Raw genomic sequence first — 25,641 nt, 5'->3', positions numbered from 1 at the left:
GCTGCCGACCAGTCACTTCTACCAACGGTCACGACGTTCAGGTCACGTGTTCGCGGGCCACGGCGTCCGGCGGGAAGATCCGCCGGGGAGCGGCTGCCGGCGGGGCGCGATGCGCGGCGGGGCGTAACGTACCGGGACAGCAGCCCTGACAGGGACCGTTTCAGGGCCCGTCCGCGTGCGTGCGACCCCGGCGTGAGCATGGACGGCCCCGCCACGAGGGGGAGGCGTGCTGTGCGGCGCGATGCTTCACCGGCCTTCGACCCGGTCGACGTCCCGAGGTGGCCGGCCGGCGGTGTCCCCGACGCCGTCCTGCTGGAGAGCCTGTGGGCGTGGCTGTCCGGTGAGCCGGTCCAGGCGCTGGCGAAGGCGTCCGGATGGGGCTGGGCTGGTTCCGCCGACCCGCGTCGGCTGCTGGGCGAGCTCTGTCAGCGCTGCGCGGACTGGGACTTCCGCCGGAACCGGGAGCGTGGCGCGATCGAGAGTGACGCCGCGGTCGTCGGGGACCGGCTCATCCCCGAGGAGTTGGCCGTCGCCGCCGCGCGGGCGCTCGGCATGGTCGACGCGACCGAGCCGCCGCTCGCGGACGCGTCGCGCCTGGTCGTTCTCGCCGGCGCGGTGCGGGCCAACGTCAACCGCCTGCACCGTGCCCGGTCGTTCCAGCGTGGTGAGCCCCGTCCCGGGGAGGTCGTCGTCACCACAGCCGCCCGTGATCTCTCCGCCGCCGAGCGGAGCCAGGCGGACACGCTGGGCCTGACCGAATGGCTGCTGCCGGGACGCCGGATGACGACCGAGGCGGACGCCGTGGTCGCCGCGGCCCGCGCCACCTGGGAGCTGCGAGGGCTACCGGAGATCGACGGCAGGCTCCCGGACGGCGGGGACGGCGAGGAGCGGACGGCCGCCGCCTGGCTACGCTGGCCGGGCGGGGCGGTCGCGGACGTGACGGTCGTGGTCGCGCCGTCGGCCGACCCGGACGCCCGCCGGGCGAACACGTTCGACCAGCTGACCTATTGGCGCACCAGGAGCCCGCTGACACCACGCGACCACGTGGTCGCCGTCACCACCCAGATCTACGTGCCCTACCAGCAGCTTGTCGCGATCAGGGCGCTCGGCCGGCCGGCCCGGTGCGGTGTCACGGTGGCCGGGGTCGACGCCGCGGCCTCGGCCACGCCGACGAAGGCTTTCGGCTCCCGTGACTATCTCCAGGAGATCCGGTCGTTCTTCCTGGCGGCCGCGGACCTGCGCAGGGACGTCGACGCCGGCTGACGGCCCCCCGGCGTCACCTCGTCCCGCTCAGCCGGGTTCCGTGCCCGCGCTCATCCCTCCGAGCGCCGGCATGGCCGAACGCCGGCACGGCCGTGTCCTGGCCGGCTTTGTTCCGGCGCGGCCGGGCCCGTCCCGGCGTCCGCGGGCTGGTCGGGTCCGCCGGCCGGTCAGGGTGCCGCCGGCAGGAGGACGTTCGGGTTGAGGATGCCGGCGGGGTCGAGAGCCTGTTTGAGACGGCGGAACGCGGCGATCTCGCTGGGTGAGCGGTTCAGCGGCAGCCAACGGCGTTTCGCGGTGCCGATCCCGTGCTCCGTGCTGATGCTGCCGCCGTTGTCGGCGACGAGCCCGAACACGGCGTCCTCGATCCGCCGATCCTCGGCGTCCCCGCCGGTGCTCCTGCCCCTGCTCCTGCCGCCGCTACCGGTGCCGGTGACGTTGACGTGCACGTTGCCCTCGGCGACGTGACCGAACAGCCAGGTCCTCGCCTCGGGTGCGATTCCCGCGACGCTGGCCGGGACCGTCTCGACGAACGAGGGCAGGACGCCCAGCGGCAGGGTGACGTCCATCTTGACGGGCGTGCCGAAGGTGTTGATCGATTCGGTGTGCCGTTCTCGGTAGGCCCACAGGGCGCGGCAGCCGCGCGCGTCGCCCGCCAGGGACGCGTCCTGGACCCCCGGCAGGCTGGCGACGGCGTCCGCCAGCGTCTCCAGCACGGTGGCCCGCCCGACCAGGCTGCCACCACCGATACCGGCACCCCCGACACCGGCATCCCCGACAGTGCTGCCGGGGATGCCGCCGGCGGTGACGCCGCCCCCCGCGTAGACGCCGGTCTCGTCCGCGATCTCGACCAGCAGGTAGGCCGGGTGCCGGCCCCGCAGCGGCCGGGACAGGTGGCAGGCGTGGATCACCAGCTCCAGGCCGGGGGAGAGCATCAGCTCGGCGGCCGCGAGCGCGGGCAGGCCGTTGCGCAGCTGGGAGGCCGCGGTCACGGCCCGCTCCACCGAGGCGAAGCCGAGCAGCCCGACCGCCCGCGCCCGGGTGGCCGGTACCAGCCGGACCCGCACCGCCGTGACCACGCCGAGCGTCCCTTCGCTGCCCGCGAGCAGGGACGGCAGGTGGTAGCCGGTGTTGTCCCTGGGCAGGCCGGCGAGATGGGAGACGACGCTGCCGTCACCCAGGACGGCCTCCACGCCGAGCAGTTGGGTCCTGGTGTCCCCGTGGCGCAGGACGCGCAGGCCGCCGGCGTTCGTCGCGACGGTGCCGCCGACCGTGGCGCTGTCCCTGCTGGCGAGGTCCACGCCGTAGGCGAGGCCGGCGGCGGACGCCGCCCGGTGCAGGCTGCTGACCAGCACGCCCGCGCCGACGGTGGCCTGCGCGGCCGCCGCGTCGACCGACAGGGTGTCGCTGAACCCGCGCAGGCTCAGCACGATCTCCCCGCGGGTGGGCACCCCGCCGCCGACGAGCCCGGTGTTGCCGCCCTGGGGCACCAGCGGGGTCCCGTACCGGGCGCAGATCTCCACGACCGCGGCCACCCCGGCGGTGCTCACCGGCCGGACGACGGCGGCCGTCCGGCCGACGAAGCGCCCGGTCCAGTCCCCGACGTAGCCGGCGACGATGGCGGGGTCGGTCAGCACGCGCGTGTCGCCTATCGCATCACGCAGTGTTTCCAGTACGGGGTCTCGGGCCATGGCTCAGGCTCTTCCTCATGATCTCTTCGTCGTAGCTGGCCCGACGGCGGGACGGGTCGGTGGGCCGGTTACGACAACACGTATCACCGTTGTGATGATCTGCTGCTTCGCATATCCGGGCGACTGCGCAGGGTTGATTGTTGTTCGGTGTGTCCGGTGGTTCCGTCGGTTGATGCCCGACACGCCCGCGATGGTCGGTGTCGAAAGGGCCTCCGGCATGGACTATTCGGTGGAAGGCGTCACGGTGTTTCGCGCCGGAGCGCGTTCGTCCCGGTGCTCCGGGGATTCGTCGGGGGCGAGAGCGAAAGGATGTGCCGGGATGATGCCGGGGAGGGTGTCGGGGTGAGTGGCATGACCGGTCTGGTGACGACGAGTCCGCCCCGGCCCGGTGTTTCCCGGCCGGGCACGGGCGGCGGTGACGACGTCCGGGTGCCGCTGCTGGCCCGGCCGCTGGCGTCCTACTACCTGCTGCTGTTCTCCGCCGGACTGCTGTTGCTGTTCGGCCTGATCATGGTGCTTTCCGCCTCCAGCGTGCGTGCCTTCGAGGAACTGGGCTCCCCGTACGCGGTGTTCGCCCGCCAGGCGACCTGGGTGGGTATCGGCCTGCCCCTGCTGGTGCTCGGCAGCCGGTTGCCGGTCCGGGTGTTCCGGCTGCTGGCCTATCCCACGATGGTCGTTTCCCTGTTGTTGTTGCTGGTCGTGCTGACACCACTCGGTAAGTCGCTCAACGGTGCCCAGCGGTGGATCGAGTTCGGGCCGTACACGCTACAGCCCAGTGAGATCGCGAAACTCGCTCTCGTCCTGTGGGGCGCCGATCTGCTGGTACGCAAACGCAGGCTGCTGGGGGACTGGAAGCACCTGCTGGTACCGCTCGTTCCCAGCGCGCTGCTGATCTCCATTCTGATCATGCTTGAGCCGGACATGGGCACGACGATCGTGGTGTTGACCGTCCTGCTCACCCTGCTGTGGGTGGTCGGGACCCCGCTGCGGGTGTTCGCCGCGCTCAGCGGGGCGATCCTGGTGGTCGGAACCATCCTGGCCGTCCGGGAGCCGTACCGGCTGGAACGGCTGATGTCCTATCGCGATCCCTTCGCGGACGCCCACGACACCGGCTTCCAGGCGGTGCAGGGCCTGTACGCGCTGGCCTCCGGAGGCTGGTGGGGGGAGGGCCTCGGCGCCTCCCGGGAGAAGTGGCCGGGGCTGCTGCCCAACGCCCACACCGACTTCATCCTCGCCATCATCGGGGAGGAACTGGGCCTGCTCGGCACGCTGGTCGTCGTCATGCTCTTCGCCGTGCTCGGGTTCGCCGGCATCCGGGTCGCCCACCGCAGCACCGACCCGTTCACCCAGCTTGCCGCCGCGGCGGCCACCGGCTGGATCATCGGCCAGGCAGTGGTCAACATGGGGGCCGTGGTGGGGCTGTTGCCGATCACCGGCATTCCGCTGCCGCTGGTGTCCTTCGGGGGCTCCGCGCTGGTCCCGACGATGCTCACGGTAGGCATGCTGCTGTCGTTCGCCCGCAACGAGCCGGCGGCCGCCGCGTTGATCAGCTCCCGGGCAGCGGCCCGGCGCGACGCGCGGGACCGTGCCGGCACCGACCACTGGCGGCGGCGTTTCCACGCCCAGCAGCCGCCGCATGGCGGTTACCGCGTGGACGTCCGCCGTGAGGACGGTCCGCGGGTCTCCGCCCGCTGGTGACCCGCACGCTGGTGCTCCGTCGGCTTGCCTGCGCCCGCCGTCTGGCCGACGCCGCCACCGCCGCCCTCGGCCGCTGACCCACGGGCCGCTGACCCACGGGCCACGGGCGCGATCATGCTCATGCGCGCACCCACCGGTCGTGCCATGCGCCTGTGTGTCCGGGACGGCCGGTCGGGGCGGGTCCTCGGTACTCTCCTCAGCACCCCACTCAGTACCCCACTGCGGGGTCGACGAGGCCGATCAGGGGCTGGCCGGAGCGGTAGCGCAGCAGGTTCTCGTGGAAGCGCCGGGCGATGGACCGCTCCAGGTCGGGGGCCCAGCCTCCGATGTGGGGGCTGACGCGTACCTGGGAGTGGGCGAACAGCCAGTGGTCGGCCGGCAGGGGCTCCGGGTCGGTCACGTCGAGGCTGGCCAGGCGGACCCGGCCGTCGTCGAGGGCGGTCCGCAGCGCCTCCTGGTCGATGAGGGTGCCCCGGGCGATGTTCAGCAGGTGCACGCCGGGCTTCACCTGGCGCAACGTCGTCTCGTTGATGAGGTGGTGGGTTTCGGGGGTGGCCGCGGCGCTGAGCAGCACGGCGTCGCTCACCGCCAGCAGGCCGGCGAGGTCGGGTAGCAGCCGGACACCGTCCACAGGGCTCGGCCGGCCCCGCCGCCGCAGCGCCACCACGTCGACCTCGAGCGCGAGCGCGCGGCGGGCCACCGCCTGCCCGATCTCCCCGAACCCGACGATCCCCAGCGTCGAACCGGCGAGCAGGGCGCCCGGCGTCGGCCGGGGGAAGGTGACCGGCGCGGTGACCCAGGAGTTCTGCCTGGCCCCGGTGAGCAGGGCGGTCACCAGCCACTCGCTGATCTGCGTGGCGTGCAGTCCGCGGGAGCAGGTCACCACAGGTGCCGACAGCAGCCAGGACGGGTAGCTGTCGATCCCGGCGGAGACGGTGTGCACCCACTCGACCTCGCCGAACCAGGCCGGCGGCCGCTCGGCGCGCAGGCCCGGCCCGATCAGCAGGACCCGCGGCCGGCGGTCCGGATCCCCCGTCGCGGGAACATCGACGATCTCGATGCCGGGCTCACCACCGAGCGCGTCGTCGAGTGCCCGCCGGACGGGGATCCCCCACGGCAGGGGCAACTGGACGCCGAGCACCAGGCCTCGCGGCACGGCGGCCTGCGCCGGTATCCCGGGCGCCTCGGCCGTCCCGGCCACCGTGGCCGCTCCCGCCCCCGCCGCCGTGGCTGTCTCCGCTGCCTCGGCCTGGTGCGGGGTCGGTGCGCTCACGCTCGTCATGGGTTCCCTTCCCGTCCGGGCGGCCGGCGCGCGGCTGCGGGCACGGCAGACACTTAGTTGCAGTGCATCATCGTTGCGGACGCGGCGTCTATGCCCGACCAGACAGGTAGACAAAGTTGAAATACGGCGTTGACATGCCCTTTCCCGCAAGTTCCCAGCGGGGCTCCCCGTGACGTCACCGGGACGGGCGGTGCCGCTGACGGTACCCGGGGAGCGGCCCACGGCCAGGATGTGCCATCGTCGTGGACGATGCTGAGGAGTGTGGTACTCGCCGGCGGTGGCACGGCGGGTCATGTCGAACCGGCGCTGGCCGTCGCGGACGCCCTGCGCGCCGCCGACCCTCGGCTGCGTCTGACCCTGCTGGGGACGGAGTCCGGGCTGGAGGCCCGGCTGGTGCCGGCCCGCGGTTACGAGCTCGCGACGGTGCCGAAGGTGCCGCTGCCGCGCAGGCCCACGCCGTCCCTGCTCACCGTGCCCGGACGGCTGGCCGGGGCGGTCAGCCAGGCGTCGGCGGCGCTCGCCCAGGTGCGCGCGGACGTGGTCGTGGGCTTCGGCGGGTATGTCTCCGTCCCCGCCTACCTGGCCGCGCGCCGGGCGGGCATCCCGATCGTCGTGCACGAGGCGAACCCGCTGCCGGGCGTGGCCAACCGGATCGGTGCCAGGTTCACCTCCTATGTCGCGGTGTCCTACCCGAACACGCCGCTGCGTGGCGGGCGGCTGACCGGCATCCCGCTGCGCCCGGAGATTCTGCGCCTGGACCGTTCCCCGGCGGCGGCCCGGGCCGCGCGGGCCGGCTACGGCCTCGACCCCGACCTGCCGACGCTGCTGGTATTCGGCGGTTCCCAGGGGGCCCGCCGGCTCAACGACGTGATCGTCTCGGTGGCCGGGGAGATCACGTCGAGCGGGGTGCAGGTCCTGCACGCGGCCGGGCCGAAGAACGCCGACACGGTGCTCGCGGAGCTGCCGGCGCGGCTGCCCGCGCCCTACGTCGTCCGGCCGTACCTGGACCACATGGCGTCGGCCTACGCGGCCGCGGACATGGCGCTGTGCCGCTCCGGCGCGATGACCTGCGCGGAGCTGGCCGCGGTGGGCCTGCCTGCCGGTTACGTCCCGCTCCCGCACGGCAACGGCGAGCAGCGGCGTAACGCCCTGCCGACGGTGGAGGCCGGCGGCGGCCTCATCGTGGACGACGCCGACCTGTCCGCGCAGTGGATCTGCACGGAACTGCTGTCCGTGCTGACCTCCGCCGAGCGGCTGGCGAAGATGTCGGCCGCCTGCGCCGGGTCCGGGCATCCCGACGCCGCGAACGCGATCGTCGCGATGATCCGGGAGGCTGCGGCGTCCCGCCGGCGGCAGCCGCCGCGCCACGCGGCCCGTTGAAGACCCGCCGCGCCACGCGCGGCCTGCCTGAGGACGCCGCCGCGCCACGCGCGGCCTGCCAAAGACCTGGTCTCGGACGGCGGATGGGGCAAGATGTCACTGTGACAGCTCCGGCCCTACCGGACGAGTTCGACCGCGTCCATCTCGTCGGGATCGGCGGCGCCGGCATGAGCGGGCTGGCGCGGCTGCTGATGCGGCGCGGCGCGTCGGTGTCCGGCAGCGACGCCAGGGACACCCGCCGGCTGGCCGCGTTGCGGGCGCTCGGCGCTGTGGTGACGGTCGGTCACGATCCAGACCATCTCGGCGATGCCCGTACCCTGATCGTCTCCCAGGCGATCCCGGACGGGAACCCCGAGGTCGAGGCGGCCCGCAGGCGCGGCCTGCGCGTCGTCTCCCGGTCCGCCGCGCTCGCGGCGCTGATGCGCGGGACACGCGGGCTGGCCGTCGCCGGCACCCACGGGAAGACGACGACCAGCCTGATGGTCACTGTCGCGCTGCAGGCCTGCGGCGCCGACCCGTCGTTCGTCATCGGCAGCGACATCAACGAGGCCGGCTCCAACGCGCACGCCGGCACCGGCGAGATCTTCGTCGCCGAGGCGGACGAGAGCGACGGCGGTTTCCTGCTCCTGGCGCCCTCCGGCGCGATCGTCACCAACGTCGAAGCCGACCATCTCGACTACTACCAGCGGCCCGAGGACGTCGAGGCCGCGTTCGCCCGGTTCGTCGACGGGGTCGACCCGAACGGCTTCGTGGTGGCCTGCGCGGACGACCCGGGCGCCGCCCTGCTGGTCGCGGCCCTGCGGGAGCGGGAGCGCGACGGCGGAAAGGCCCCGCGGGTCACCACCTACGGCGAGTCGGTGGACGCTCACGTCCGGGTGGAGCTGCCGATGGTCTCCGCCGCCGGCTCGACCTGTGAGGTCGTCGTCCGCGGGCGACGCCTGGGCGAGCTGAGCCTGCGGGTGCCCGGCCGGCACAACCTGCACAACGCCGCCGGGGCGCTCGCCGCCGGGCTGGAGCTCGGCCTGCCCGCCGCCGGCCTGCTGGAGGGGCTGGCCGGGTTCGCCGGGGCCCGCCGCCGTTTCGAGACCAAGGGCACCGCGGGCGGCATCCGAGTGATCGACGACTATGCCAACCATCCGACCAAGGTCGTCTCCGTGCTGCGGGCCGCGCGCGACATCGTCGACGGCGGCAATGTGGTGGTGGCCTTCCAGCCGCATCTCTACAGTCGGACGGCGGCCTTCGCCGCCGAGTTCGGCGCCGCTCTCGGCCTCGCCGACGCGGTCGTGGTCATGGACGTCTTCGGCGCGGGGGAGCAGCAGATCCCCGGGGTCAGCGGCGCGAGCGTCGCCGCGCAGGTGCCACTGCCGGCCGGCCGGGTCGTCTACGAGCCGTCCTGGTCGGCCGCGGCGGACCAGGTTGCGGCGTTCACCCGTCCGGGCGATCTGGTGCTGACGGTCGGTGCCGGCGATGTGACGCTTCTCGGCGGCGAGCTGCTGCGCGTCCTCGCCGAACGGGCCCCCCACGCCCGCTGACCTCGCCCGCTGCCGCCTGCCCGTCCGCTGCCGCCTGCCCGTCCGCTGACCCCCGGCCCTGCCCGGCCCGCGCCACCGCCGGGGACGGGGCTTCCCCGGCCCGCTGACCCCGACGATCCCGCCCGGTTCGGCCGTTCGGCCTGGCCACCTGATCGTTCGTCCTGGTCGCTCGACTGTCTGGCCTGGTCAGCGGAGCCGGCCGCGTGGCGGTCCGGTCGCGGCGTGGTGTTCACTGCCTGTCGTGACCGGTGAGAGCTTGCAGCACGTCCACTTCCTGGGGATCGCGGGATCGGGCCTGTCCGCGCTCGCCCACGTCCATCTCGCCCGGGGTGGGACGGTCAGCGGCAGCGACGCGCAGGACGCCCCTCGCCTGGACGCGCTGCGTGCCGCCGGCGCCCGGATACGGGTGGGTGCTGTCACCGACCCGGCCGCGCTGGACGCGGAGCTCGACGGGGTGGATGTCGTCGTCGCGTCCAGCGCGTTTCCCGACGGTCATCCTGAGTTGCTGGCTGCCCGCCGGCGCGGCCTGCCGGTCCGGCGGCGCAGCCAGTGGCTGCCCGAGCTGACCGCCGGATACGATCTTGTCGCGGTGGCGGGCTCGCACGGCAAGAGCACCACGTCGGCGATGCTCACCCTGGTGCTGCGTGCCGCCGGAGTGGACCCGACCGCGGTGATCGGTGCCGAGGTGGCGCAGCTCGGCGGCAACGCGCTGGTCGGCGCCGGGCGGGTGTTCGTCCTGGAGGCGGACGAGTACGGCGGCGCGTTCGCCGGTCTCGACCCGGCGCTCGCCGTCATCACCAACGTCGAGTGGGAGCATCCCGACCTCTTCCCCGACGAGGCGTCCGTGCGGCGTGCCTTCACCGCGTTCGCCGCCCGGGTCCGCCCCGGCGGGACGCTCGTGGTGTGCGGGGACGATCCCGGCGTGCGGGCGGTGCTCGCGGCGCTGCCGGCCTCCGCCCCCGTCTCCGAGTCCGGCTCTGATGCCGGGCCGGGGGACACGACCGGTGGCGGGCGGGCAAGGGTCATCGACTACGGACTGCAACCGGGCCGGTCATGGCAGGCGGTGAACCTGCGTACCACCCCCGGCGGAGGCCAGCGGGCGACCGTGCGCCACGACGGTGACGACGTCGGGACGCTCACGCTCGCGCTGCCCGGCGCCCACACCGTCCGCAACGCGCTGGCGGTGCTTGCGGCCGCCACCGAGCTGGGCGTCGAGGTGGCGAGCGCCCTGGCGATACTGGCGACCTTCACCGGTGCCGACCGTCGGTTCACGCTGGTCGGTACGGCCCCGGCGACGGACCGCCAGGGTCCGCTGGAGGTGATCGACGACTACGCCCATCATCCGACCGAGATCCGCGCCACGCTGGCCGCCGCCCGCCAGCGGGCCGGTACGCGCGAGGTGTGGGTGGCTGTGCAGCCGCACACCTTCAGCCGGCTGGCGGCCCTGCTGGACGACTTCGCCGACGCGTTCACCGACGCCGACCGGGTGTACGTCACCGACATCTACGCCGCCCGCGAGCACGACACGCTCGGCCTGCACGCCTGCGACCTGGTCAAAAAGATCTCCATACCCCAGGCCGCGTACTACGTGCCCTGGGACAAGCTGACCGACCGGCTCGCCACCGACCTCTCGACGAGCCGACTGAGTACCCCGGACGGCGTCCTGCTGCTGACCCTCGGCGCCGGAACGATCACCGAAACCGGTCCGTGCCTGCTCGCGGCGCTCCGGTCGGCAGCTCTGTGACTGTATGCGGCATCCTGGCCGCCGCCGCGCAGACCGGCTGGTCGCCGGTGGCGGTTACGACGTGGGTCGGGAGCGCGGGGTTCAGATGCGGCGGTAGACCTCGCGACGGTGGGCGACACGGACGACAAGGACGAGCAGGACGTCGTCATGCACCTCGTAGATCACGCGTTAATCGGTAACCCTGATACGTAGTGCGCCCGGACGCCCTTCAAGAGCCGTCGCGCCGAACGGTCTGGGGTTGTTACCCAGGCGACTGATGGCGGGGCGTAGGCGTTGCTGGACCTGCGGAGGCAGTCCGCGGAACTGGCGGGCGGCCGCGGTCGACCATTCGATCTTGTAGGTCACGGACGGTCGATCTCGGCCTGTAGCCCTTCCCAGGACACGGTCCCCCCACGCTCATGGTCGGCGGCGAGGACCGCTCGGAGATTCTCCAGCTCTTCCTCCGCCTCGACGAGACGGCGAAGCTCGTCCACCGGCAGGATCGCGGCGGTCGGGGTGCCGTTACGGGTGAGGTAGACGACGTTGCCCTCGTGGACGCGGTTGACCAGCTCGCCGAGGCGGGAACGCGCTTCGGCGAGCCCGATCTCGACGTCCGTCGCATGGAGATCGGTGGTGCGGGCAGGCAGAGTCATGGCCAAAGTGTACAGTTTGATCTCTGCTCCGGATGTGGTCTCCCGGCTGCCGGATTCAGACCGTCAGGTCCTCCTCGGCGGAGGGCTGCGGCGGCGCGGGCTGGGGGCGCAGGGTCAGGAAGTCCGAGACGCCGATGGCGCCGAGCACGGGCCGCAGCGGGGCGGGCACCTGGCTGCGGCTGTCGTCGTGGACGATGTGCGGCGAGCCGAGTTCCTCCCGGTGGTTACGGTGCTCCAGCACGCAGCCTCCGGCGGCCAGCACGTTGCGCACCCAGTCCGAATCGCTGCCGTAGGTCAGCGCGACGACGTAACCGCCGTCGGAGCCGAACACGTTGACCGGGGTCCGGTACTCGCGGCCCGACTGGCGTCCCCTGTGCACGATGACGCCGAAACCGGGCAGCCGGGTCGCGGCGGGGCCGGTGACACGGTTGGTGGCCCGGCGGTTGGCCGAGGCAATCCATTTGGGCAGGGGCATGTACGACCTCCTTGAGGGGTGGCTGTCGCGCCACGCACGTCGACTGTCGTACCCAGCCGAGCGGGGGCCCGACCTCGATTCGGGAGGTCAGCCGTCACGGCGGCCGGTCGCCACGCCGTCCGCGGCCCGTCCGGGCTGCCGGCCGGGCCGCGGACGGCGGAGGCCGGATCAGGTCATCGCCGGATGATCGTCGGATGGTCAGAAGTACGACGGGCAGAGTGGTACGCCGGGGACAGGCTCGTTCTGCCCGCCCTGGGACACCGCGGTCGCCGGCAGATACCCCCAGGAGGCGGTGTATCCATGGGCGTTGGCACGCCCGTTGTCACCCTGGGTGTACAGCCACCAGGTGTTGGTGTTGCCCTGGACGACCGGGTTCGAGCGGCCCTGGTACTGGCACAGCGCCCACACGCTCGCAGCCGCGGCCATGTACCCGCTGTCATCGAGAGTCTCCGACGCCTGGTCGGAACGGACGTTGGCGTAGACGGCCGAAGCCACGTAGGTGCTGCAGTAGTAGCGGGTCGAGAAGGCCCGTCCGGCGTAGTCGGTGATCGTCTCGCCGCGCGCCGAGCAGCCGCGGGCGGGAACCGGCTGTGGCGAGGGCCGGGCAGAGGAGGGAACCTGGGACGGGACGGGCGGGGGAGCCGGGCCACTGCCTGTCCGGGGTGGTGGGTTTGTCGGCTCTCTGGGAGCCGGTGCTGTCGGCACGGCGGGCGATGTCGGCTGCCGTGCCGAATCCGGGTTTGCCGGTACCGCCTCCACGGGCCCTGCCGTGGGTCCGGCCACAGGCCCTGCCGCGGGTCCGGCCGCGGGCCCGGTCACGGGTTCGGGGCCGAAGCCAGCCTGCGTTGGGATGGTTGTAGCGATGATCAGTGTCTGGTGGTCGGAGGGACCGGTCCCGTCGGGTGCCGACGGCGCGGCGCCCGACGGGATGGGGAGGTTGTCCGCCCGTACCTCGGCCGGGCCGGATTTCCCCCGGAGTGTGACAGTCAGTGTTCCAACGATCACGAGAATGGTCGCGACGGCGGCCGCGGCGGCCGTCCACACGTTTCGGCGCCGTCGACGAGCGGAATTCCTGTCGCCGGACAGCGGCGGGACACCGCGCGGCCGCAGCCTGGTCGGGGTATCCAGCGGCTCGCGGGGCCCGGGAGCCGCGGATGGCGAGCCGGCGCCGTCCGCACTGTCGGTACCGGCCGGGGTCGGCCGCGGCGAGTTCCCGGCGGAGACGACGCGGGACCGGCGGCGGGTGGCTTCCAGGCGGGAGACGTCGGCGGCGGCTGCCCCGGAACCGGTGCCTGTTTTCGGGTCGTGGGCCTTCGGCTCGTCCGATGACGGTGGGACGGCCGCGAGATCATCCCCGGCTGCCCCCAGCCGGGCCACCGGCTCGGCTCCCAGGGCGTCCCGTAGCGCGTCGAACTTCTCGACAAGACTGGCCACGCTCGGCCGTTGCCGCGGATCGACCGACATCATGTGCCCGATCAGCGCCCGCAGCGGCTCTGGAACAGCCTGGTCGAGTTCGGCGGCGTCGCCGGCGAGGATGCGACGCATGACCGTCGCCGGTCCGTCGCCGGCGCGGGGCGCGAACGGGGCCGTGCCGGCAAGCAGGGTGTACAGGGTCGAACCGAAGGCGTAGACGTCGGCGGCCGGCGAGTACCGCTGTCCGTCAAGGACCTCCGGAGCGCAGTGGGCCGGCGTGTAGGCCTCGAGGCTGACCGACTTCTCCGGGCCGGCCGCGATACCTGCCGCCCCGATACCCGCCACTCCGAAGCTCGCCACCCCGAAGCTCGCCACCCCGAAATCGCTCAGTACTGCCCCGCCCTCGTCGGAGACCAGGAGATTCCCCGGCTTGATGTCACGATGGGTGATGTCGGCGCGGTGCGCCGCGGCCAGTGCCCGGGCGACGGACACACCTACCCCGACGGTTTCCGGCGCCGACAGCCGGTTCGGCTGGTTCGGCTGGTTGTTGTCGCGCATCCGGTCGACCAGCGATCCCCGTGGGAAGTACTGCATCGCGATGAACGGCTGGTCGTCGGTGGTGGCGCCCGCGTCGTACACGGTAATGATCTCGGGGAGGTGGGACAGGCGGCCGGACGCCTGGCACTCGCGGGTGAACCGGCGCAGCGCGGCCGCGTCCCCGACGTCGGCGCTCAGGACCTTCACGGCTACCGTTCGCGCGAAACGTTCCTGGTAGGCGGTGTAGACGGTGCTGAACCCGCCGATCGCGACCCGGCGGAAATCCCGGTACCCCTCGATGGCCGGGCCCGGCGGCACCCGCGCCGCATCCTGGCTCTCCCGAGTCTTCCCCACATCGCCCCCGGTATGTTTCGCACGAATCCGTCCGCCGCGGCGTATGCCTCCCGTTGGATATGGTAAGCCGTGACGCGCTTCGGCGACGTACGCGAGGGAGTGCCGCGGGGACGTGACACACATGGGTTGTTTTTCCAGTGGCTCCGCGGCCACCGGCCACGTGAAAAGATCTGTGATCGCACAGCCTTTGGTCGTTACAGACTGTCCTTATTGCTTCTTGGTAGGGTGCTGTCTAGCCTTTCAGGTGTCTCTTCGGACGGCGGCTTCGCCGTCGCCGGCCATGTCTGCTGAGGCCATGTCTGCTGAGGCCATGTCTGCTGAGAGACACCGAAGACGCCAGCCAGCCAGGTCATGGTGGGCGTGTGTAGCCGGAGTAAGGGTGGTGACATGATGGCGAGTGTCTTCGGGTGCGATCCCGATGTCGCCCGCCAGGTCTCCAGCGACCTGGCCGATATTCGTAGCACTCTTGCCTCTCTTGGTGCCGCCTTCGACGGTCTACACGGTGTGACCGGCTCGCGGGAGGTGGAGACTGCACTGGACCATTTCGTGAGTCATTCATCCGACAGCCGTGAGTCGATGGACACGTTGTTGGAGCGGGCATCCGGCCTGCTGCGCGGGCTGGCCGAGGGAGCGTCCGAGGTGGATTCCGCTCTGGCCGGTGCGTTGGAGTCGGCTTCACCCGAGGTTCCTGCCGCCGTGCTGTCCGCCTCGCCGGTGGCTGCGGGTGGCATGTGATGGGCGTGGCGGCCACCGGTGTCCCGTCGTGGTTCACGCTCCGGGTTCCCCGGTCCTGGTTCGAGTTCGACGTGTGGCGGGCCACCCGGACCGGTGATCTCGCACGGCTCGTCGACGCCCGTGTCGCGCACATTCCGCAGCTGCGGCAGCAGCGGTCGGCGCTGCTCAGGCTGCTGCGGGAGGTCGCCGAGCGGGCCGAGCGGCAGGGAGCCGTCTACTGCGCGGCGGCGGCCGATCCGGTGGAAGGTTCCGGCGGCCTGGTGGCGAGCGTGATGGTGTTCCATACCGATGGCGCGCCGAATGCCGTGGACAACACGGTGGACGCGATCGCGGGGCATGTTACCGCCGTGGCACCGACGGACCGGGGATTCCCATGGCGCACCGTGACGATTGTCGAGATACCGGCCGGCCGGGCCGTGCGTGTTCGCGGGGTCGAGCGGGCCGAGCCGGACGGGGTGCCGATCGACAGCGTTGTCATGCAGACGCTCGTCCCGGTGCCCGGCGACCGCGGGGTGCTCAACGTCGTTCTGAGCAGTCCACACGTCGACATCGCCGACGACCTGTTCGACCTGTTCGACGCCATCAGCGACACGCTGGCCTGGTCGCGGGATCGTCCGGACCAGTTGTTCACCACGAGTTCTTCCCAGTAGTTCACGTTCGTCCCAGCAGTTCCGGAGCGGTTCCGTCGGTCGCCCGGATCCGTCTGAAGAAAGGGAGCACGCCATGGCCAACGTCCACGTCGACTACGGAGCGCTGCAGAACGCCGCGTCCAGGCTCACGGGTGGTCAGCACGAGATGGAGTCTCAGCTGGCCCAGCTCAAAAGCCTGATTGACAGCCTGGTAAGCAGCGGTTTCATCACCGACCAGGCGTCCGGGAAGTTCCAGCAGTCCTACGACCAGTGGAACACCGGTACAAGAAACGCCATTGCCGGGCTGGAGGGCATGAGCGCTTTCCTCAACAAGGCGGTCACAGAGCACCAGCAGCTCGATTCCGTGCTCAGCCAGTCCACGGGCGGCTGACCCACGGCTGTGACCCGCCTCGGATGATCGGCCCCGGATGACCGGCCGTCGGGCGGCCTGCCCCGCGGCCATCCGACGGCCGGGCGGCCGGCTCCGGGGATCACCGGCAGGCCCGTGTTCGGCAGGCCGCCGCGCAGGGCGCGGACGTGAGATCCGCTCGGCCCGCATACAGCCATGATTACTACTGTCGGTAGGTGAGTGAAGGAGAACAGCGGTGAGTGACTGGGACGTCCTGGAGCTGGACGGTGATCCGACCCCGGGCGACCCAGAAGCGGTGCGGGCCCTGGCCACCCGGCTACGGGAGCAGGCCGAGCGAGCCGAGAGCTCCACCACCCGCCTGCGTGCGATCGCGGCCAACGGCGGTGATCTGCGGATGGCCGGTGACTACGCCCCCCGGTTCACCGAGGCGCTCGCCGAACTGCCCGACGAGCTGGCCAAGCTCGCCCGTGCCTACCACGGCTGCGGCGATGCGCTGTCCACCTATGCGACGACTCTGACCGAGGCGAAGACACGCGCGGGTGGCGCGCTGCGGCAGGGCCTGGACGCTCACGGCCGCTACCAGGCGGCGTTGCGTCAGGTCCGGACGCTGCTGCCGCCCGACCGGGAGGTGGCGTTGTGGCCGCGGGCCGAGCTCAGCGACGGCTCGATCAGTTCCGCGACGGTGGGCTGGGAGTCCCCCGATCTTGCCGCGCAGGTGCGGGCGGCCGCGCAGCAGGGGCAGGTGGCCAGCGCCGACCGGCTGCGGGCCCGGCGGCTGGCCGACGACGCCGCCGAGTTGCGCGGGAACGCGGCGCACACCTGCGCCCGCGAGATCGAGGACGCGCTGGCCGGCAGCGGGATCAAGAACAAGCCGTGGTACGAGAAGGTGTGGAACGCCGTGTCCGCGCCGTTCCGGTCCTGGGACAGCTTCGTGGAGCTGTGTCGTGACGTCGCCATGGTCGCCGGTGTGGTCGCGTTGTTCGTCTCCGGGCCGATCGGGCTCGCGCTCGTCGGCATCGCCCTGGTGGCCGGCGCCACCGTCTTTGCCAGCACGCTGGCGAAGTACGCGCGTGGCCAGGCGTCGTTGGGCCAGCTCGGTCTGGACGCCCTTGGTCTCATCCCGGGCGCGCGGGGCGTTACCAGTGCCGCCGGGCTGGCACGTGCCGCCGCTGGTCTGGCGCGTGGGGTCACGCACGGCCAAGGGGTGAAGCTCGTCGGCGCCGCGCTGCGCGGCGCCGGCACGGCGCTGGCCACCCGTGGGCGCAACATGATGTCGGTAGCCAGGTGGGGGCTTTCCAACCCGCGGGCGAACGGGGTCGAGGCCGTCAAGCGCCTGGTCCGGCTGGACCCGATCGACGTCGCGACCGGTGACATGGTGCTGACCCAGACCGACGCGGAGCTGCCCGGCGTGCTGCCGTTGCCGCTGTCCCGGACGCACGTCTCCTCCTATCGGCTGGGCAGCTGGTTCGGCCGTTCGTGGGCGTCCACCCTCGACCAGCGGATCGAGGTGGACGACAACGGGGTCTATTTCGCCACCGCGGACGGCATGACCCTGGTGTACGCGGCGGTCTCGGACGCCGACGGGCCGGTGCTGCCGGTGGAGGGGCCGCGCTGGCCCCTGACCCGCGGCGCGGACGGGACATACGCGATCAGCGATCCGTGGCAGGGGCGGACCTGGCATTTCACCCCGCTCACCCCGCTCACCCCGCCGCACGGGGCAGCCGGCGAGCCGCGACCGTCCGGTGGGCAGCGGGCGGCCGGCGGACCCGTCCAGTGGCCGCTGAGCGCGTTGACCGACCGCAACGGCAACCGCATTGATTTCGTTTACGACGGGGATGACGCTCCCGTCGAGATCGCCCATTCCGGCGGTTACCGGATCCGGGTGGACACCTGGCGACACCGGGTCGTCGCGCTGGCCCTGCTCGGTGACGGCGGCAACGACCCCGGCGGCAACGATCCCGGCGGCAACGATCCCGACGGGTCCGCGACCGTGCTGGTGCGGTTCGGCTACACCGAGGCCGGTGACCTTGCCGAGGTCGTCAACTCCTCGGGCCAGCCGCTGCACTACGACTACGACGACGACGGTCGCATAGTGCGCTGGACGGACCGCAACGCCACCGAATACCGGTATGCCTACGACGCCTCCGGCCGGTGTGTGGCCACGGTGGGCAGCGGCGGCTGCCTGACCGGCCAGCTACGGTACGACACCGAGCGGCGCACGACCACCGTCGTCGACTCGCTGGGCCACGCGACGATCTACCATCGCAACGAGGCGCTGCAGGTCGAGTCGGTCACCGACCCGCTCGGCAACATCAGCCGTTACACCTGGGACAGGTACGACCGCAAGCTCACCGAGACCGACCCGCTGGGCCGTACCGTCCGCTGCACCTACGACGCCGCCGGCAACCTGGCGGAGATCGCCAGGCCGGATGGTGGTCGAACAACCGCGCGGTGGAACGATCTGCGGCTGCCGGTGACCCTCGTGGAACCGGACGGCGACCGCTGGGAACGCTCCTACGACGACCGCGGCAACCTGACCGCCGTGGTCGACCCGGCCGGTGCCCGGACGCTGCTCGCCTACGACGACCGCGGCCGGCTCACGGCCGTCACCGACGCGCTCGGGCACACCCGGCGGGTCGAGACCGACGCCGCCGGCCTGCCCGTCGCGGTGACCGACCCGCTCGGCGCGGTCACCGCCTACGAGCGGGACGCCTTCGGCCGAGTGGTCGCGGTGACCGGCCCGATCGGTGAGATGGCCCGGTTCGGCTGGACGGTCGAAGGCAGGCTGGCCTGGCACACCCGGCCGGACGGGGCCACCGAACGCTGGACCTACGACGGGGAGGGCAATCTCGTCGAGCACGTGGACGCGGCCGGGCTGGTGACCCGCACCGAGGTCACGCATTTCGACCTGCCGGCGGCGCGGACCGGCCCGGACGGGGCGCGGCTGGAGTTCTCCTACGACACCGAGCTGCGGCTGGTCGCGGTCACCAACCCGCAGGGCCTGGTCTGGCGGTACGACTACGATCCGGCGGGGAACCTCGCCCGGGAGACCGACTTCAACGGGCGGGCGCTGGCCTACGGGTATGACGCCGCCGGCCAGCTCGTCGAACGCACCAACGGCGCCGGGCAGACCGTGCGCTTCACCCGCGACCCGCTCGGTAACGTGATCGAGAAGCACAGCGCGAGCGGTGTGACGACGTTCACCTACGACGCGGCGGGACGGGTGACACGGGCGACGAACCCCGACGCCGACTGCGTGTTCCAGCGGGACGCCCTCGGCCGCGTGCTGGCCGAGACCTGCAACGGCCGTACGCTCACCTCGGCCTATGACGTGCTCGGCCGGCGGGTACGGAGGGTGACCCCGTCCGGGGCGGCCAGCGTCTGGGAGTACGGCCCGAACGACCTGCCGCTGTCCCTGCGCATCGCCGGTCGGACCCTGCGTTTCACCCACGACGAAGCCGGCCGGGAGGTACGGCGCAGCCTGGACACCGGTGTCGTGCTGGCGCAGGCCTGGGACGTCAACGACCAACTGTTGTCGCAGACCGTGACCGCGGGCGGGCCGGGGACCGCGCGACAGGCACGGCTGCTCCAGCGCCGCGACTACAGCTACAGTCCGGACGGCTACGTCACCGAGATCGACGACATGCTCGCCGGCCTGCGCCGGTTCGACCTCGACCCGGCTCGGCGGGTCACCGCCGTCCACGGGGCGAACTGGTCCGAGCGCTACGCCTACGACACCGCGGGCAACATCACCGACGCGTCCTGGCCGGTGCCCACACAGCGCGACGGGCGCGACGGGGAGCACGAGGCCGCGCAGGGCGGACGTGAGTACACCGGCACACTGATCCGCCGCGCGGGTAGCGTCCGTTACGAGCACGACGGCCAGGGACGGGTGACCCTGCGCCAGCACAAGCGACTGTCGGCGAAGCCGCGTACCTGGCGTTACACCTGGGACGCCGACGACCGCCTGACCGCCGTGACCACCCCCGACAGCCAGCGCTGGCGCTACCTGTACGACCCGTTCGGCCGGCGTATCGCCAAGCAGCGTGCCGCCGACAGCGGCACCGGTGATGCTGGTGGGGTGGCCGAGCGGGTCGACTTCACCTGGGACGGCGCCGTACTCGCCGAGCAGAGCCACGTCACCGCGGGCGACCCGACGGGCCGTATCACCACCTGGGACTGGGAGCCCGGTAGCTTCCGCCCTCTCACCCAGTCCGAACGCCGCCCATCCGACGGCGCGGACCAGGCATGGTTCGACGCCCGGTTCCACGCCATCGTCACCGATCTCGTCGGCACCCCCACCGAGCTGATCGGCCCGGACGGCAACCTCGCCTGGCGCAACCGAACCACCCTCTGGGGCGCCAGCCCACAGCCCGCCGACGGCGCCGTCGACTGCCCGCTACGCTTCCCCGGCCAGTACCACGACCAGGAAACCGGCGCCCACTACAACTACTTCCGCTACTACGACCCCGAAACCGCCCGCTACGACTCCAACGACCCGCTCGGCCTGGCCCCCGCCCCCAACCCCCACACCTACGTCCCCAACCCCCTGGGCTGGCTTGACCCCCTGGGACTTGCGCCATACGACGTCGCCAGGATGCGGCACTACACCAACGTCAGAGGTAAAGAAGGGATTCTTTCATCGGGAGTAGTCAGAGCCAGCGATCAGAACAAGGTTTTTCTGGTTCCGGCCAAGGGCAAGCCGTTGAGTCCCCGTGACGCGGAGGAGTATCTTGGTATTGCGCGTGGGCGTGGTCGGCACGTCTTGGAGTTCGATGTTCCAGCGGATCGGTTGAGTAAAGATTACAACCCCACAATGAATATTCATGAATGGACCGTAACCGGGGATATCGCGGTCACCGACATCAAGGTGGTGCGCTAGTGTGCGATCGAAAACCGGACGTCGTGACGATCGGTGTCAATGACGCTACTGATGCCTTTCGTGATCTGAATGAATTCGTTGTCGCGCTGGACAGGATAGGCTCCCGGATCGGCAGCGGAAGCCAGGATTCAACACTACTCCTCAAATATGTGGTCGACCGTGACGTGGGCCGTCGCCTGGCTCGTCTGAGACGAGTGATCGGTGACGCGCTTGAGGATATTTTTGGCGAGGAAGAAGTGGACAGGATCGGAGAGGAGTCCTATAAGTTTACCGAGGGTTAAATATTGTTGATTCCGCTGGAAGCGGGTTGGGCACGTCCAGTTGTCCCGCGGACGGGCGGGTCGGGATTTTCCGGGGACGTCCCCGAACGAACGTCTACGGTTTCCGCCCGACGCCGCAGTGGGATGGCAGCGGTTCCGGATCCGGCCTGTCGGGGCGTCACAGCGAGTTCGAGACGAGACCCGGCTCGACGAGCTCCGTGCCGTCGAAGAACCGCGCTATCTCCTCGAAGTAGCGAACCGTATAGTTGTATCCGCCTTCCGCGACCACCTCGGCTGCTTTGTCCGCCTCCCCGCGCACACTGTCGTTGATGGCGACGTAGCTCCCCGAGACCGTCCGCGCGAGGAGCCGCTGAACAATGCTGTGGGCTTCGTCCGTGTCGGCGACGGCCGCGCCGAGAACGCCGAACAGGATCAGGCCGATCGGCTTGTCGAAGTCGAGGGTCTCGGCCGCCCCGCCAGAATATTTTCCGGCTCGCGCACGTCGGCCTCGATGTAGGCTGTGACGCCTTCGCTCGTACTGGTCAGCAGGGCGCGGGCGTGCACTAAAACCAGGGGATCGTTGTCGACGTAGACGATCCGGCTCTCCGGGGCGATCCGCTGGGCGACCTCATGCGTGTTGTTCTCCGTGGGCAGTCCGGTACCGATGTCGAGGAACTGGCGGATGCCTGCCTCTTCGACGAGGAAGCGAACGACCCGCACGAGCGCCTTCCGGGACTCCCGGGCGATGGCCACGATGCCGGGATATGCGCGTATGGCGGCCTCGGCGACCTCTCGGTCCGCCGCGAAGTTGTCCCTCCCACCGACCCAGTAGTTCCAGATTCTGGCACCGTGCGGTACGTATGGATTGAAGCGGGGATTGGCTTCGGCCGCCGCCTGGTCATCGGTACTCATGGACGGTTCCTGGCGCTGGGAAACGAGCGGAATCACAGGGTGTGCCCCTATGATTCCACAGGAATCCGGGGCGGGCTGCAGTGTGTCGAGGCAGCGGCGAATGACGCCGTGGGGGCGCGGCTGAGGTGCTGCCCATTCTACGGACACGCGATAACTGGACTATATCAGCTTTACGCCGCCTCTGGTATTGATGTCCGACTCGTCAGGTAGAGACGTTCGACGTGTTCCGGGGTGTGGTAGCCGAGGGTGGAGTGGAGTCGCTGCCGGTTGTAGAAGACTTCGATGTACTCGGCGATCGCACTGCGGGCGGCACGACGGGTTAGGTAAATTTCCCGTAACTGGTCAGGTAGTTTTTGATCTTGAGTTACGTGTAGCTGGTTGCGGGCATCCAGGGACGGCCCTCGGCGAGTTGGACGAGGGCGTCGAACAGGGGGATGCCGTGTTTGGTGGCGGTGGACAGGTAGCTTCGGATCGCGCAGAACTGGCGGGCGCCGGTGAGGGTGCGGAGGCAGCCGGATACCTTCTGCCGTAGTTTGATCATACGGATGTCGCGTTCGGAGCCGTTGTTGTCCGCCGGTATCCGCGTGTTACGGGTGAAACGCAGGTAGTCGGTTTCGCGGTCGACGAGCCGGCAGGCCAGGGCGTGGCGGGCGGCCATGAGCGTCGTGCTCCGGGGGGAGGTCTGGCTGATCCCGATGTGGGCGGCGTGGCGGAGCAGCCGAGTCTGGGTGGCCAGGTCCTGCTTGTCGACCGGGGTGCCGGTCGCGGCGGCGTCGCCTGCCAGCCGGTGTAGGGCGACGAGAGCGTCGGCGGCCTGGGCGGCCCAGCACCAGGTCCCGGCCGGAGCGGTGTCGACCACAGCCTGGAGTTCGCGTAGCACGTGGGCGAGGCAGAGCTGGTGGGTGGCGGCGGTATAGCTGTCGTAGGGTGCCCAGGCGTCGTGGACGATCACCCCGTCGAAGCCGGGTAGCACCCCGAGCGCGTCGATGCCTGCGGTCCCCCGGTGGGGGTGGCAGTCGATCAGCGTGTACTTGTCGGTGCGGGCGCAGTGCACCCAGTGCAGCTTCCCGGCGACCCGCAGCCCGGTCTCATCGGCCCCGATCACGTCGGCGGCGGCCAGCAGATCACGGACGGTGTCACGGAAGCCGTCCAGTCCGGCGGCGGCGCGGGCGGTCATCGCGCCGACGGTGCCCGCCGACAGGGGTATCCCGACCAGTTCGGCCAACGCGGTCGCGGTCCGGTCCTTCGACAGGAACTGGCCGGAATAGAGGTAGACCGCCGCAGCGGTGACCCGCGGCCCGTACTGGACCGGGGCGTCCACCCCCGCCGGCGCCGCCGCCCTTGTCCGTGCCCCGCAGCCGCACTCCCGCTCGACCAGCTCGTGTTCGACCACGTGCGGGCGTAGCTCGGGCAGGTCGAACACCTGCCGGCGTTCGCTCCGGGTCACCGGCCGGCCCGCAAGCGACGTCCCGCACCCCGCACACGGCCCGGCTCGTGCCGCAGGCGCACGTCAGGCTCGGCGACCATCCGTAGCGTCGATCCCGGATGCCCGTCCTGCCCACCGGGCCGCCGGCCGGTCTTCGTCCGCAGCGACTTCGGCGGTGGTTTCGCCAGCCCGTCCGAGCTCGGCGGCTTCGCCGAGCTCCGCGACGTCTTCTGAAGCTGCGTCTCCAGCTCGGCGATCCGCTCCAGCGCCCGCGCGAGATCCGCCTGCAAGCTCACCACCAGCGCCGCGAGCTCGTCATACGACGGCACCGGCGGCGACGAGGGCGGATCATCGGACACACCCGGACCCTACGACCTGGTCAACCACAGCCCGCCAATAGCCCGGCTCGCCGTGTCACCGGCAACACCCGGCCAGCCGAGGAACCAAAACAAACGATCTACGGGACCTGACCAGTTACACCTGGGCTTCATCTGCTTGTCCGCCGCACGAATTTCCAAACGGTCAGCGGCACGGTGGCCAGCATTATCGCCAGTGACCACGAAACCGATGCCAGGATCGGATGATCAGCCGGCCAGATATTCTCGGCACCGGACGCCGTCGGATTTCCGAACAACTGACGACAGGCAGTCGTGACAGCGGACAACGGGTTCCACCCGGCGACGGGCTGGAGCCAGCCTGGCATGGCGCTCATCGGGGTGAGCGCATTGGACAGATACATGACCGGAAAAAGCCAGACGGTACCCGCTCCGGCGGCCACTTCGGGATTGCTGACCGACACTCCGATCAGCGCTCCCACCCAGCTCATTGCCAGACCGAACAGCAGCAGAATAAGAAATGCGAGGAGCGCGTTGCCCAGCCCGGCCTGCACACGCCACCCGGCCACCAGCCCACACACTGTCGTCACGAACACCGTGATGAAGGCCCTTATGACGCCGGCATTGGTGCAACCCGCGAGGATGGCTAGCCGGGACAGGGGGAGCGTACGGAGCCGGTCGATCGTCTTCTGGGATAGTTCGAAGGCGATTCCGCCGGACGTGGCCGAGGCGGCGCCCATGACGACCGTTTGGGCCAGCAGCCCAGCGATGACGAAATCCGTGTAGTCGGCCTCGCCGGGAAGTGTGATGGCCTTGCCGAAGAGATATATCATCGCTAAGGTGAAGATGGCTGGTTGGACGATGCTGTAGACGATGAGGTCGGGCTGGTGCGGCATGCGCATCAGCAGACGCCTGGTCAACAGGTAGACATCGATGAGGAACGTGACAGGGATGATCCCCTCCGGTTTCCCTGGCCCGGCCCAGCCGCGGGTGACGTGATGTGACCGCGTGCTCCGATGACGACCGGCGACGACCTGCTTCTCACCGTTCGATGCGGCGGCGCCGTCGATGATTGTATTCGGCTTCATTCCACCGTAGCCATCTCGTGCTGAGCCTTGACGTCCATGGGGCGCCCCGTCAAGGTAAAGAAGACGTCGTCGAGGGTCGGCCGGCGCAACTCGACGTCCTCGAGCTCGATCGCCGCGACGTCCATCTCGCGCAGCACCTGCGTCAGCAGGCCTGGTTTGTGCGGTGCCATGACGGCAATCCGCCGTTCCGATCGCGTGACGACAGCCTCCGACGTTGCGAAACGGTCGAGGATGGTCGCGGCCAGAGGCAGCAGCTCATGGTCGCGCAGGACGATCTCGATGCGGTCGTCGCTGGTTCGGGTCTTCAGTTCTTCCACGGTGCCTTCGGCGATGAGGCAGCCCTGGTCCACCACGGCGATCAGGTCGGCGAGCTGGTCCGCTTCCTCCAGGTACTGGGTGGTGAGCAGGAGCGTCACGCCGGAGCCGACAAGCTCCCTGATGAGATCCCAGGTGGCAGTGCGACTGCGCGGGTCGAGTCCGGTGGTGGGTTCGTCCAGGAACAGAATCGAGGGTCGCTTGATCAAACTGATGGCGAGGTCGAGGCGGCGTCTCATGCCACCCGAGTAGGTTCGTGCGAGTCGCCCGGCCGCCGCGGTGAGATCGAACATTTCCAGCAGCTCCTGGGCCCGCCCGCGGGCATGCCGCCGGCTGAGGCGATGCAGCCGGCCGAACAGCTCCAGGTTTTCCGCGCCGGTAAGCAGGGGCTCCACAGCGGTTTCCTGGCCGGAGACGCCGATCCGGCGCCGTACCTGCAGTGGGTGGCGGGCCACGTTGAAGCCCCCCACCCAGGCACTGCCACCGTCCGGTTTCAAAAGCGTCGTCAGTATGTTCACAGTCGTGGTCTTGCCGGCCCCGTTCGGGCCCAGCAGCCCGAGTACGCTCCCGGCCGAAACCTGCAGGTTCAGGCCGTGCAGGCCGTACACCGCCCCGTACTTCTTGGTCAGATTCTCGGTGTGGATCCCATTATCCATCAGCCCATGCCCTTCTGACTTGTCCCCGCGCCTGC

19 protein-coding genes and 2 pseudogenes are annotated in these 25,641 nt (G+C 70.7%); 10 read left to right on the top strand and 11 right to left on the bottom strand.

Annotated elements, in window-relative coordinates:
• The first annotated feature begins 231 nt into the window (after window positions 1-231).
• Window positions 232-1,263, top strand: coding sequence for a hypothetical protein (locus tag FSYMDG_RS15330; RefSeq protein ID WP_013874311.1), 1,032 nt, complete (start codon window positions 232-234; stop codon window positions 1,261-1,263).
• Window positions 1,264-1,430: 167 nt separating this feature from the next.
• Here FSYMDG_RS15330 and FSYMDG_RS15325 read toward each other — a convergent pair whose 3' ends face one another.
• A complete protein-coding gene (locus FSYMDG_RS15325; protein ID WP_237702779.1) occupies window positions 1,431-2,897 on the bottom strand; it encodes an FAD-binding oxidoreductase in 1,467 nt (488 codons plus the stop codon).
• A 405-nt stretch (window positions 2,898-3,302) separates the two neighbouring features.
• Between FSYMDG_RS15325 and ftsW the strand changes: the two genes are divergently transcribed.
• The gene (gene ftsW / locus FSYMDG_RS15320) at window positions 3,303-4,649 is read left to right on the top strand and encodes a putative lipid II flippase FtsW (protein WP_043603748.1); all 1,347 of its coding nucleotides are present in this window, start codon (window positions 3,303-3,305) and stop codon (window positions 4,647-4,649) included.
• Window positions 4,650-4,857: 208 nt separating this feature from the next.
• Here the strand turns inward: ftsW and FSYMDG_RS15315 are convergent, their stop codons facing one another.
• Window positions 4,858-5,931 (bottom strand): D-isomer specific 2-hydroxyacid dehydrogenase family protein, encoded by a 1,074-nt coding sequence (locus FSYMDG_RS15315; protein ID WP_013874308.1) that lies wholly within the window; start codon window positions 5,929-5,931, stop codon window positions 4,858-4,860.
• A gap of 249 nt (window positions 5,932-6,180) precedes the next feature.
• On the opposite strand from FSYMDG_RS15315, the gene murG reads away from it, so the two are divergent.
• The 3 genes from murG (at window position 6,181) to murC (FSYMDG_RS15300) (ending at window position 10,587) form a co-directional block, all read left to right on the top strand.
• Window positions 6,181-7,311 (top strand): undecaprenyldiphospho-muramoylpentapeptide beta-N-acetylglucosaminyltransferase, encoded by a 1,131-nt coding sequence (gene murG, locus FSYMDG_RS15310; RefSeq protein WP_013874307.1) that lies wholly within the window; start codon window positions 6,181-6,183, stop codon window positions 7,309-7,311.
• Window positions 7,312-7,394: 83 nt separating this feature from the next.
• Window positions 7,395-8,843 (top strand): UDP-N-acetylmuramate--L-alanine ligase, encoded by a 1,449-nt coding sequence (gene murC / locus FSYMDG_RS15305; RefSeq protein ID WP_013874306.1) that lies wholly within the window; start codon window positions 7,395-7,397, stop codon window positions 8,841-8,843.
• Between the two features lie 241 nt (window positions 8,844-9,084).
• Window positions 9,085-10,587: a UDP-N-acetylmuramate--L-alanine ligase gene (gene murC / locus FSYMDG_RS15300; protein WP_013874305.1), complete on the top strand. Its 1,503-nt coding sequence runs from the start codon at window positions 9,085-9,087 to the stop codon at window positions 10,585-10,587.
• A 341-nt stretch (window positions 10,588-10,928) separates the two neighbouring features.
• Here murC (FSYMDG_RS15300) and FSYMDG_RS15290 read toward each other — a convergent pair whose 3' ends face one another.
• The 3 genes from FSYMDG_RS15290 to FSYMDG_RS15280 all read right to left on the bottom strand — a co-directional run bounded on the left by FSYMDG_RS15290 (window position 10,929) and on the right by FSYMDG_RS15280 (window position 13,962).
• Window positions 10,929-11,219 (bottom strand): type II toxin-antitoxin system prevent-host-death family antitoxin, encoded by a 291-nt coding sequence (locus FSYMDG_RS15290; RefSeq protein ID WP_013874304.1) that lies wholly within the window; start codon window positions 11,217-11,219, stop codon window positions 10,929-10,931.
• A gap of 55 nt (window positions 11,220-11,274) precedes the next feature.
• Complete coding sequence (locus tag FSYMDG_RS15285) at window positions 11,275-11,694, bottom strand: nitroreductase family deazaflavin-dependent oxidoreductase (RefSeq protein ID WP_013874303.1); 420 nt, start codon at window positions 11,692-11,694, stop codon at window positions 11,275-11,277.
• Window positions 11,695-11,892: 198 nt separating this feature from the next.
• The gene (locus FSYMDG_RS15280; protein ID WP_013874302.1) at window positions 11,893-13,962 is read right to left on the bottom strand and encodes a serine/threonine-protein kinase; all 2,070 of its coding nucleotides are present in this window, start codon (window positions 13,960-13,962) and stop codon (window positions 11,893-11,895) included.
• Between the two features lie 423 nt (window positions 13,963-14,385).
• Here FSYMDG_RS15280 and FSYMDG_RS15275 point away from each other — a divergent pair, with 423 nt between their 5' ends.
• From FSYMDG_RS15275 to FSYMDG_RS15255, 5 genes are all read left to right on the top strand, one after another.
• A complete protein-coding gene (locus tag FSYMDG_RS15275) occupies window positions 14,386-14,733 on the top strand; it encodes a hypothetical protein (RefSeq protein ID WP_043603743.1) in 348 nt (115 codons plus the stop codon).
• Complete coding sequence (locus FSYMDG_RS15270; protein WP_013874300.1) at window positions 14,733-15,383, top strand: hypothetical protein; 651 nt, start codon at window positions 14,733-14,735, stop codon at window positions 15,381-15,383. Before FSYMDG_RS15275 ends, FSYMDG_RS15270 begins: the two co-directional genes overlap by 1 nt.
• A gap of 73 nt (window positions 15,384-15,456) precedes the next feature.
• Window positions 15,457-15,753 (top strand): WXG100 family type VII secretion target, encoded by a 297-nt coding sequence (locus tag FSYMDG_RS15265; protein ID WP_013874299.1) that lies wholly within the window; start codon window positions 15,457-15,459, stop codon window positions 15,751-15,753.
• A 214-nt stretch (window positions 15,754-15,967) separates the two neighbouring features.
• The gene (locus FSYMDG_RS15260) at window positions 15,968-20,614 is read left to right on the top strand and encodes an HYD1 signature containing ADP-ribosyltransferase family protein (RefSeq protein WP_013874298.1); all 4,647 of its coding nucleotides are present in this window, start codon (window positions 15,968-15,970) and stop codon (window positions 20,612-20,614) included.
• Between the two features lie 23 nt (window positions 20,615-20,637).
• Window positions 20,638-20,895 carry a hypothetical protein gene (locus FSYMDG_RS15255; protein WP_237702777.1) on the top strand — a complete coding sequence of 86 codons (258 nt, stop codon included), beginning with the start codon at window positions 20,638-20,640 and terminating at the stop codon, window positions 20,893-20,895.
• A 94-nt stretch (window positions 20,896-20,989) separates the two neighbouring features.
• On the opposite strand, the pseudogene FSYMDG_RS15250 reads toward FSYMDG_RS15255, so the two are convergent.
• The 6 genes and pseudogenes from FSYMDG_RS15250 to FSYMDG_RS15230 all read right to left on the bottom strand — a co-directional run bounded on the left by FSYMDG_RS15250 (window position 20,990) and on the right by FSYMDG_RS15230 (window position 25,606).
• Window positions 20,990-21,786, bottom strand: a pseudogene (locus FSYMDG_RS15250) (SAM-dependent methyltransferase).
• Between the two features lie 170 nt (window positions 21,787-21,956).
• A pseudogene (locus tag FSYMDG_RS26325) lies at window positions 21,957-22,115 on the bottom strand (IS3 family transposase); the annotation flags it as partial.
• A 35-nt stretch (window positions 22,116-22,150) separates the two neighbouring features.
• Complete coding sequence (tnpC, locus tag FSYMDG_RS15245; RefSeq protein WP_013873072.1) at window positions 22,151-23,233, bottom strand: IS66 family transposase; 1,083 nt, start codon at window positions 23,231-23,233, stop codon at window positions 22,151-22,153.
• Window positions 23,230-23,571 carry a DUF6444 domain-containing protein gene (locus FSYMDG_RS28630; protein WP_013871791.1) on the bottom strand — a complete coding sequence of 114 codons (342 nt, stop codon included), beginning with the start codon at window positions 23,569-23,571 and terminating at the stop codon, window positions 23,230-23,232. Before FSYMDG_RS28630 ends, tnpC begins: the two co-directional genes overlap by 4 nt.
• A 128-nt stretch (window positions 23,572-23,699) precedes the next feature.
• A complete protein-coding gene (locus FSYMDG_RS15235; protein WP_013873071.1) occupies window positions 23,700-24,635 on the bottom strand; it encodes an ABC transporter permease in 936 nt (311 codons plus the stop codon).
• Window positions 24,632-25,606 carry a daunorubicin resistance protein DrrA family ABC transporter ATP-binding protein gene (locus FSYMDG_RS15230; RefSeq protein ID WP_013874296.1) on the bottom strand — a complete coding sequence of 325 codons (975 nt, stop codon included), beginning with the start codon at window positions 25,604-25,606 and terminating at the stop codon, window positions 24,632-24,634. Before FSYMDG_RS15230 ends, FSYMDG_RS15235 begins: the two co-directional genes overlap by 4 nt.
• Window positions 25,607-25,641: the final 35 nt, after the last annotated feature.

The organism is Candidatus Protofrankia datiscae (assembly GCF_000177615.2).
Taxonomy (GTDB): Bacteria; Actinomycetota; Actinomycetes; order Frankiales; family Frankiaceae; genus Protofrankia; species Protofrankia coriariae.
Note: the sequence above shows the minus strand (reverse complement) of the source record. Positions and strands in the feature narration are given on the sequence as shown.

Bases quoted from the DNA above. Each gene is read 5' to 3' on its own strand.
- ftsW (WP_043603748.1), top strand. From the start codon at position 3,303: ATGACCGGTCTGGTGACGACGAGTCCGCCCCGGCCCGGTGTTTCCCGG.
- FSYMDG_RS15315 (WP_013874308.1), bottom strand. From the start codon at position 5,931: ATGACGAGCGTGAGCGCACCGACCCCGCACCAGGCCGAGGCAGCGGAG.
- murG (WP_013874307.1), top strand. From the start codon at position 6,181: ATGCTGAGGAGTGTGGTACTCGCCGGCGGTGGCACGGCGGGTCATGTC.
- murC (WP_013874306.1), top strand. From the start codon at position 7,395: ATGGGGCAAGATGTCACTGTGACAGCTCCGGCCCTACCGGACGAGTTC.
- FSYMDG_RS15290 (WP_013874304.1), bottom strand. From the start codon at position 11,219: ATGACTCTGCCTGCCCGCACCACCGATCTCCATGCGACGGACGTCGAG.
- FSYMDG_RS15285 (WP_013874303.1), bottom strand. From the start codon at position 11,694: ATGCCCCTGCCCAAATGGATTGCCTCGGCCAACCGCCGGGCCACCAAC.
- FSYMDG_RS15275 (WP_043603743.1), top strand. From the start codon at position 14,386: ATGATGGCGAGTGTCTTCGGGTGCGATCCCGATGTCGCCCGCCAGGTC.
- FSYMDG_RS15270 (WP_013874300.1), top strand. From the start codon at position 14,733: ATGGGCGTGGCGGCCACCGGTGTCCCGTCGTGGTTCACGCTCCGGGTT.
- FSYMDG_RS15265 (WP_013874299.1), top strand. From the start codon at position 15,457: ATGGCCAACGTCCACGTCGACTACGGAGCGCTGCAGAACGCCGCGTCC.
- FSYMDG_RS15235 (WP_013873071.1), bottom strand. From the start codon at position 24,635: ATGAAGCCGAATACAATCATCGACGGCGCCGCCGCATCGAACGGTGAG.
- FSYMDG_RS15230 (WP_013874296.1), bottom strand. From the start codon at position 25,606: ATGGATAATGGGATCCACACCGAGAATCTGACCAAGAAGTACGGGGCG.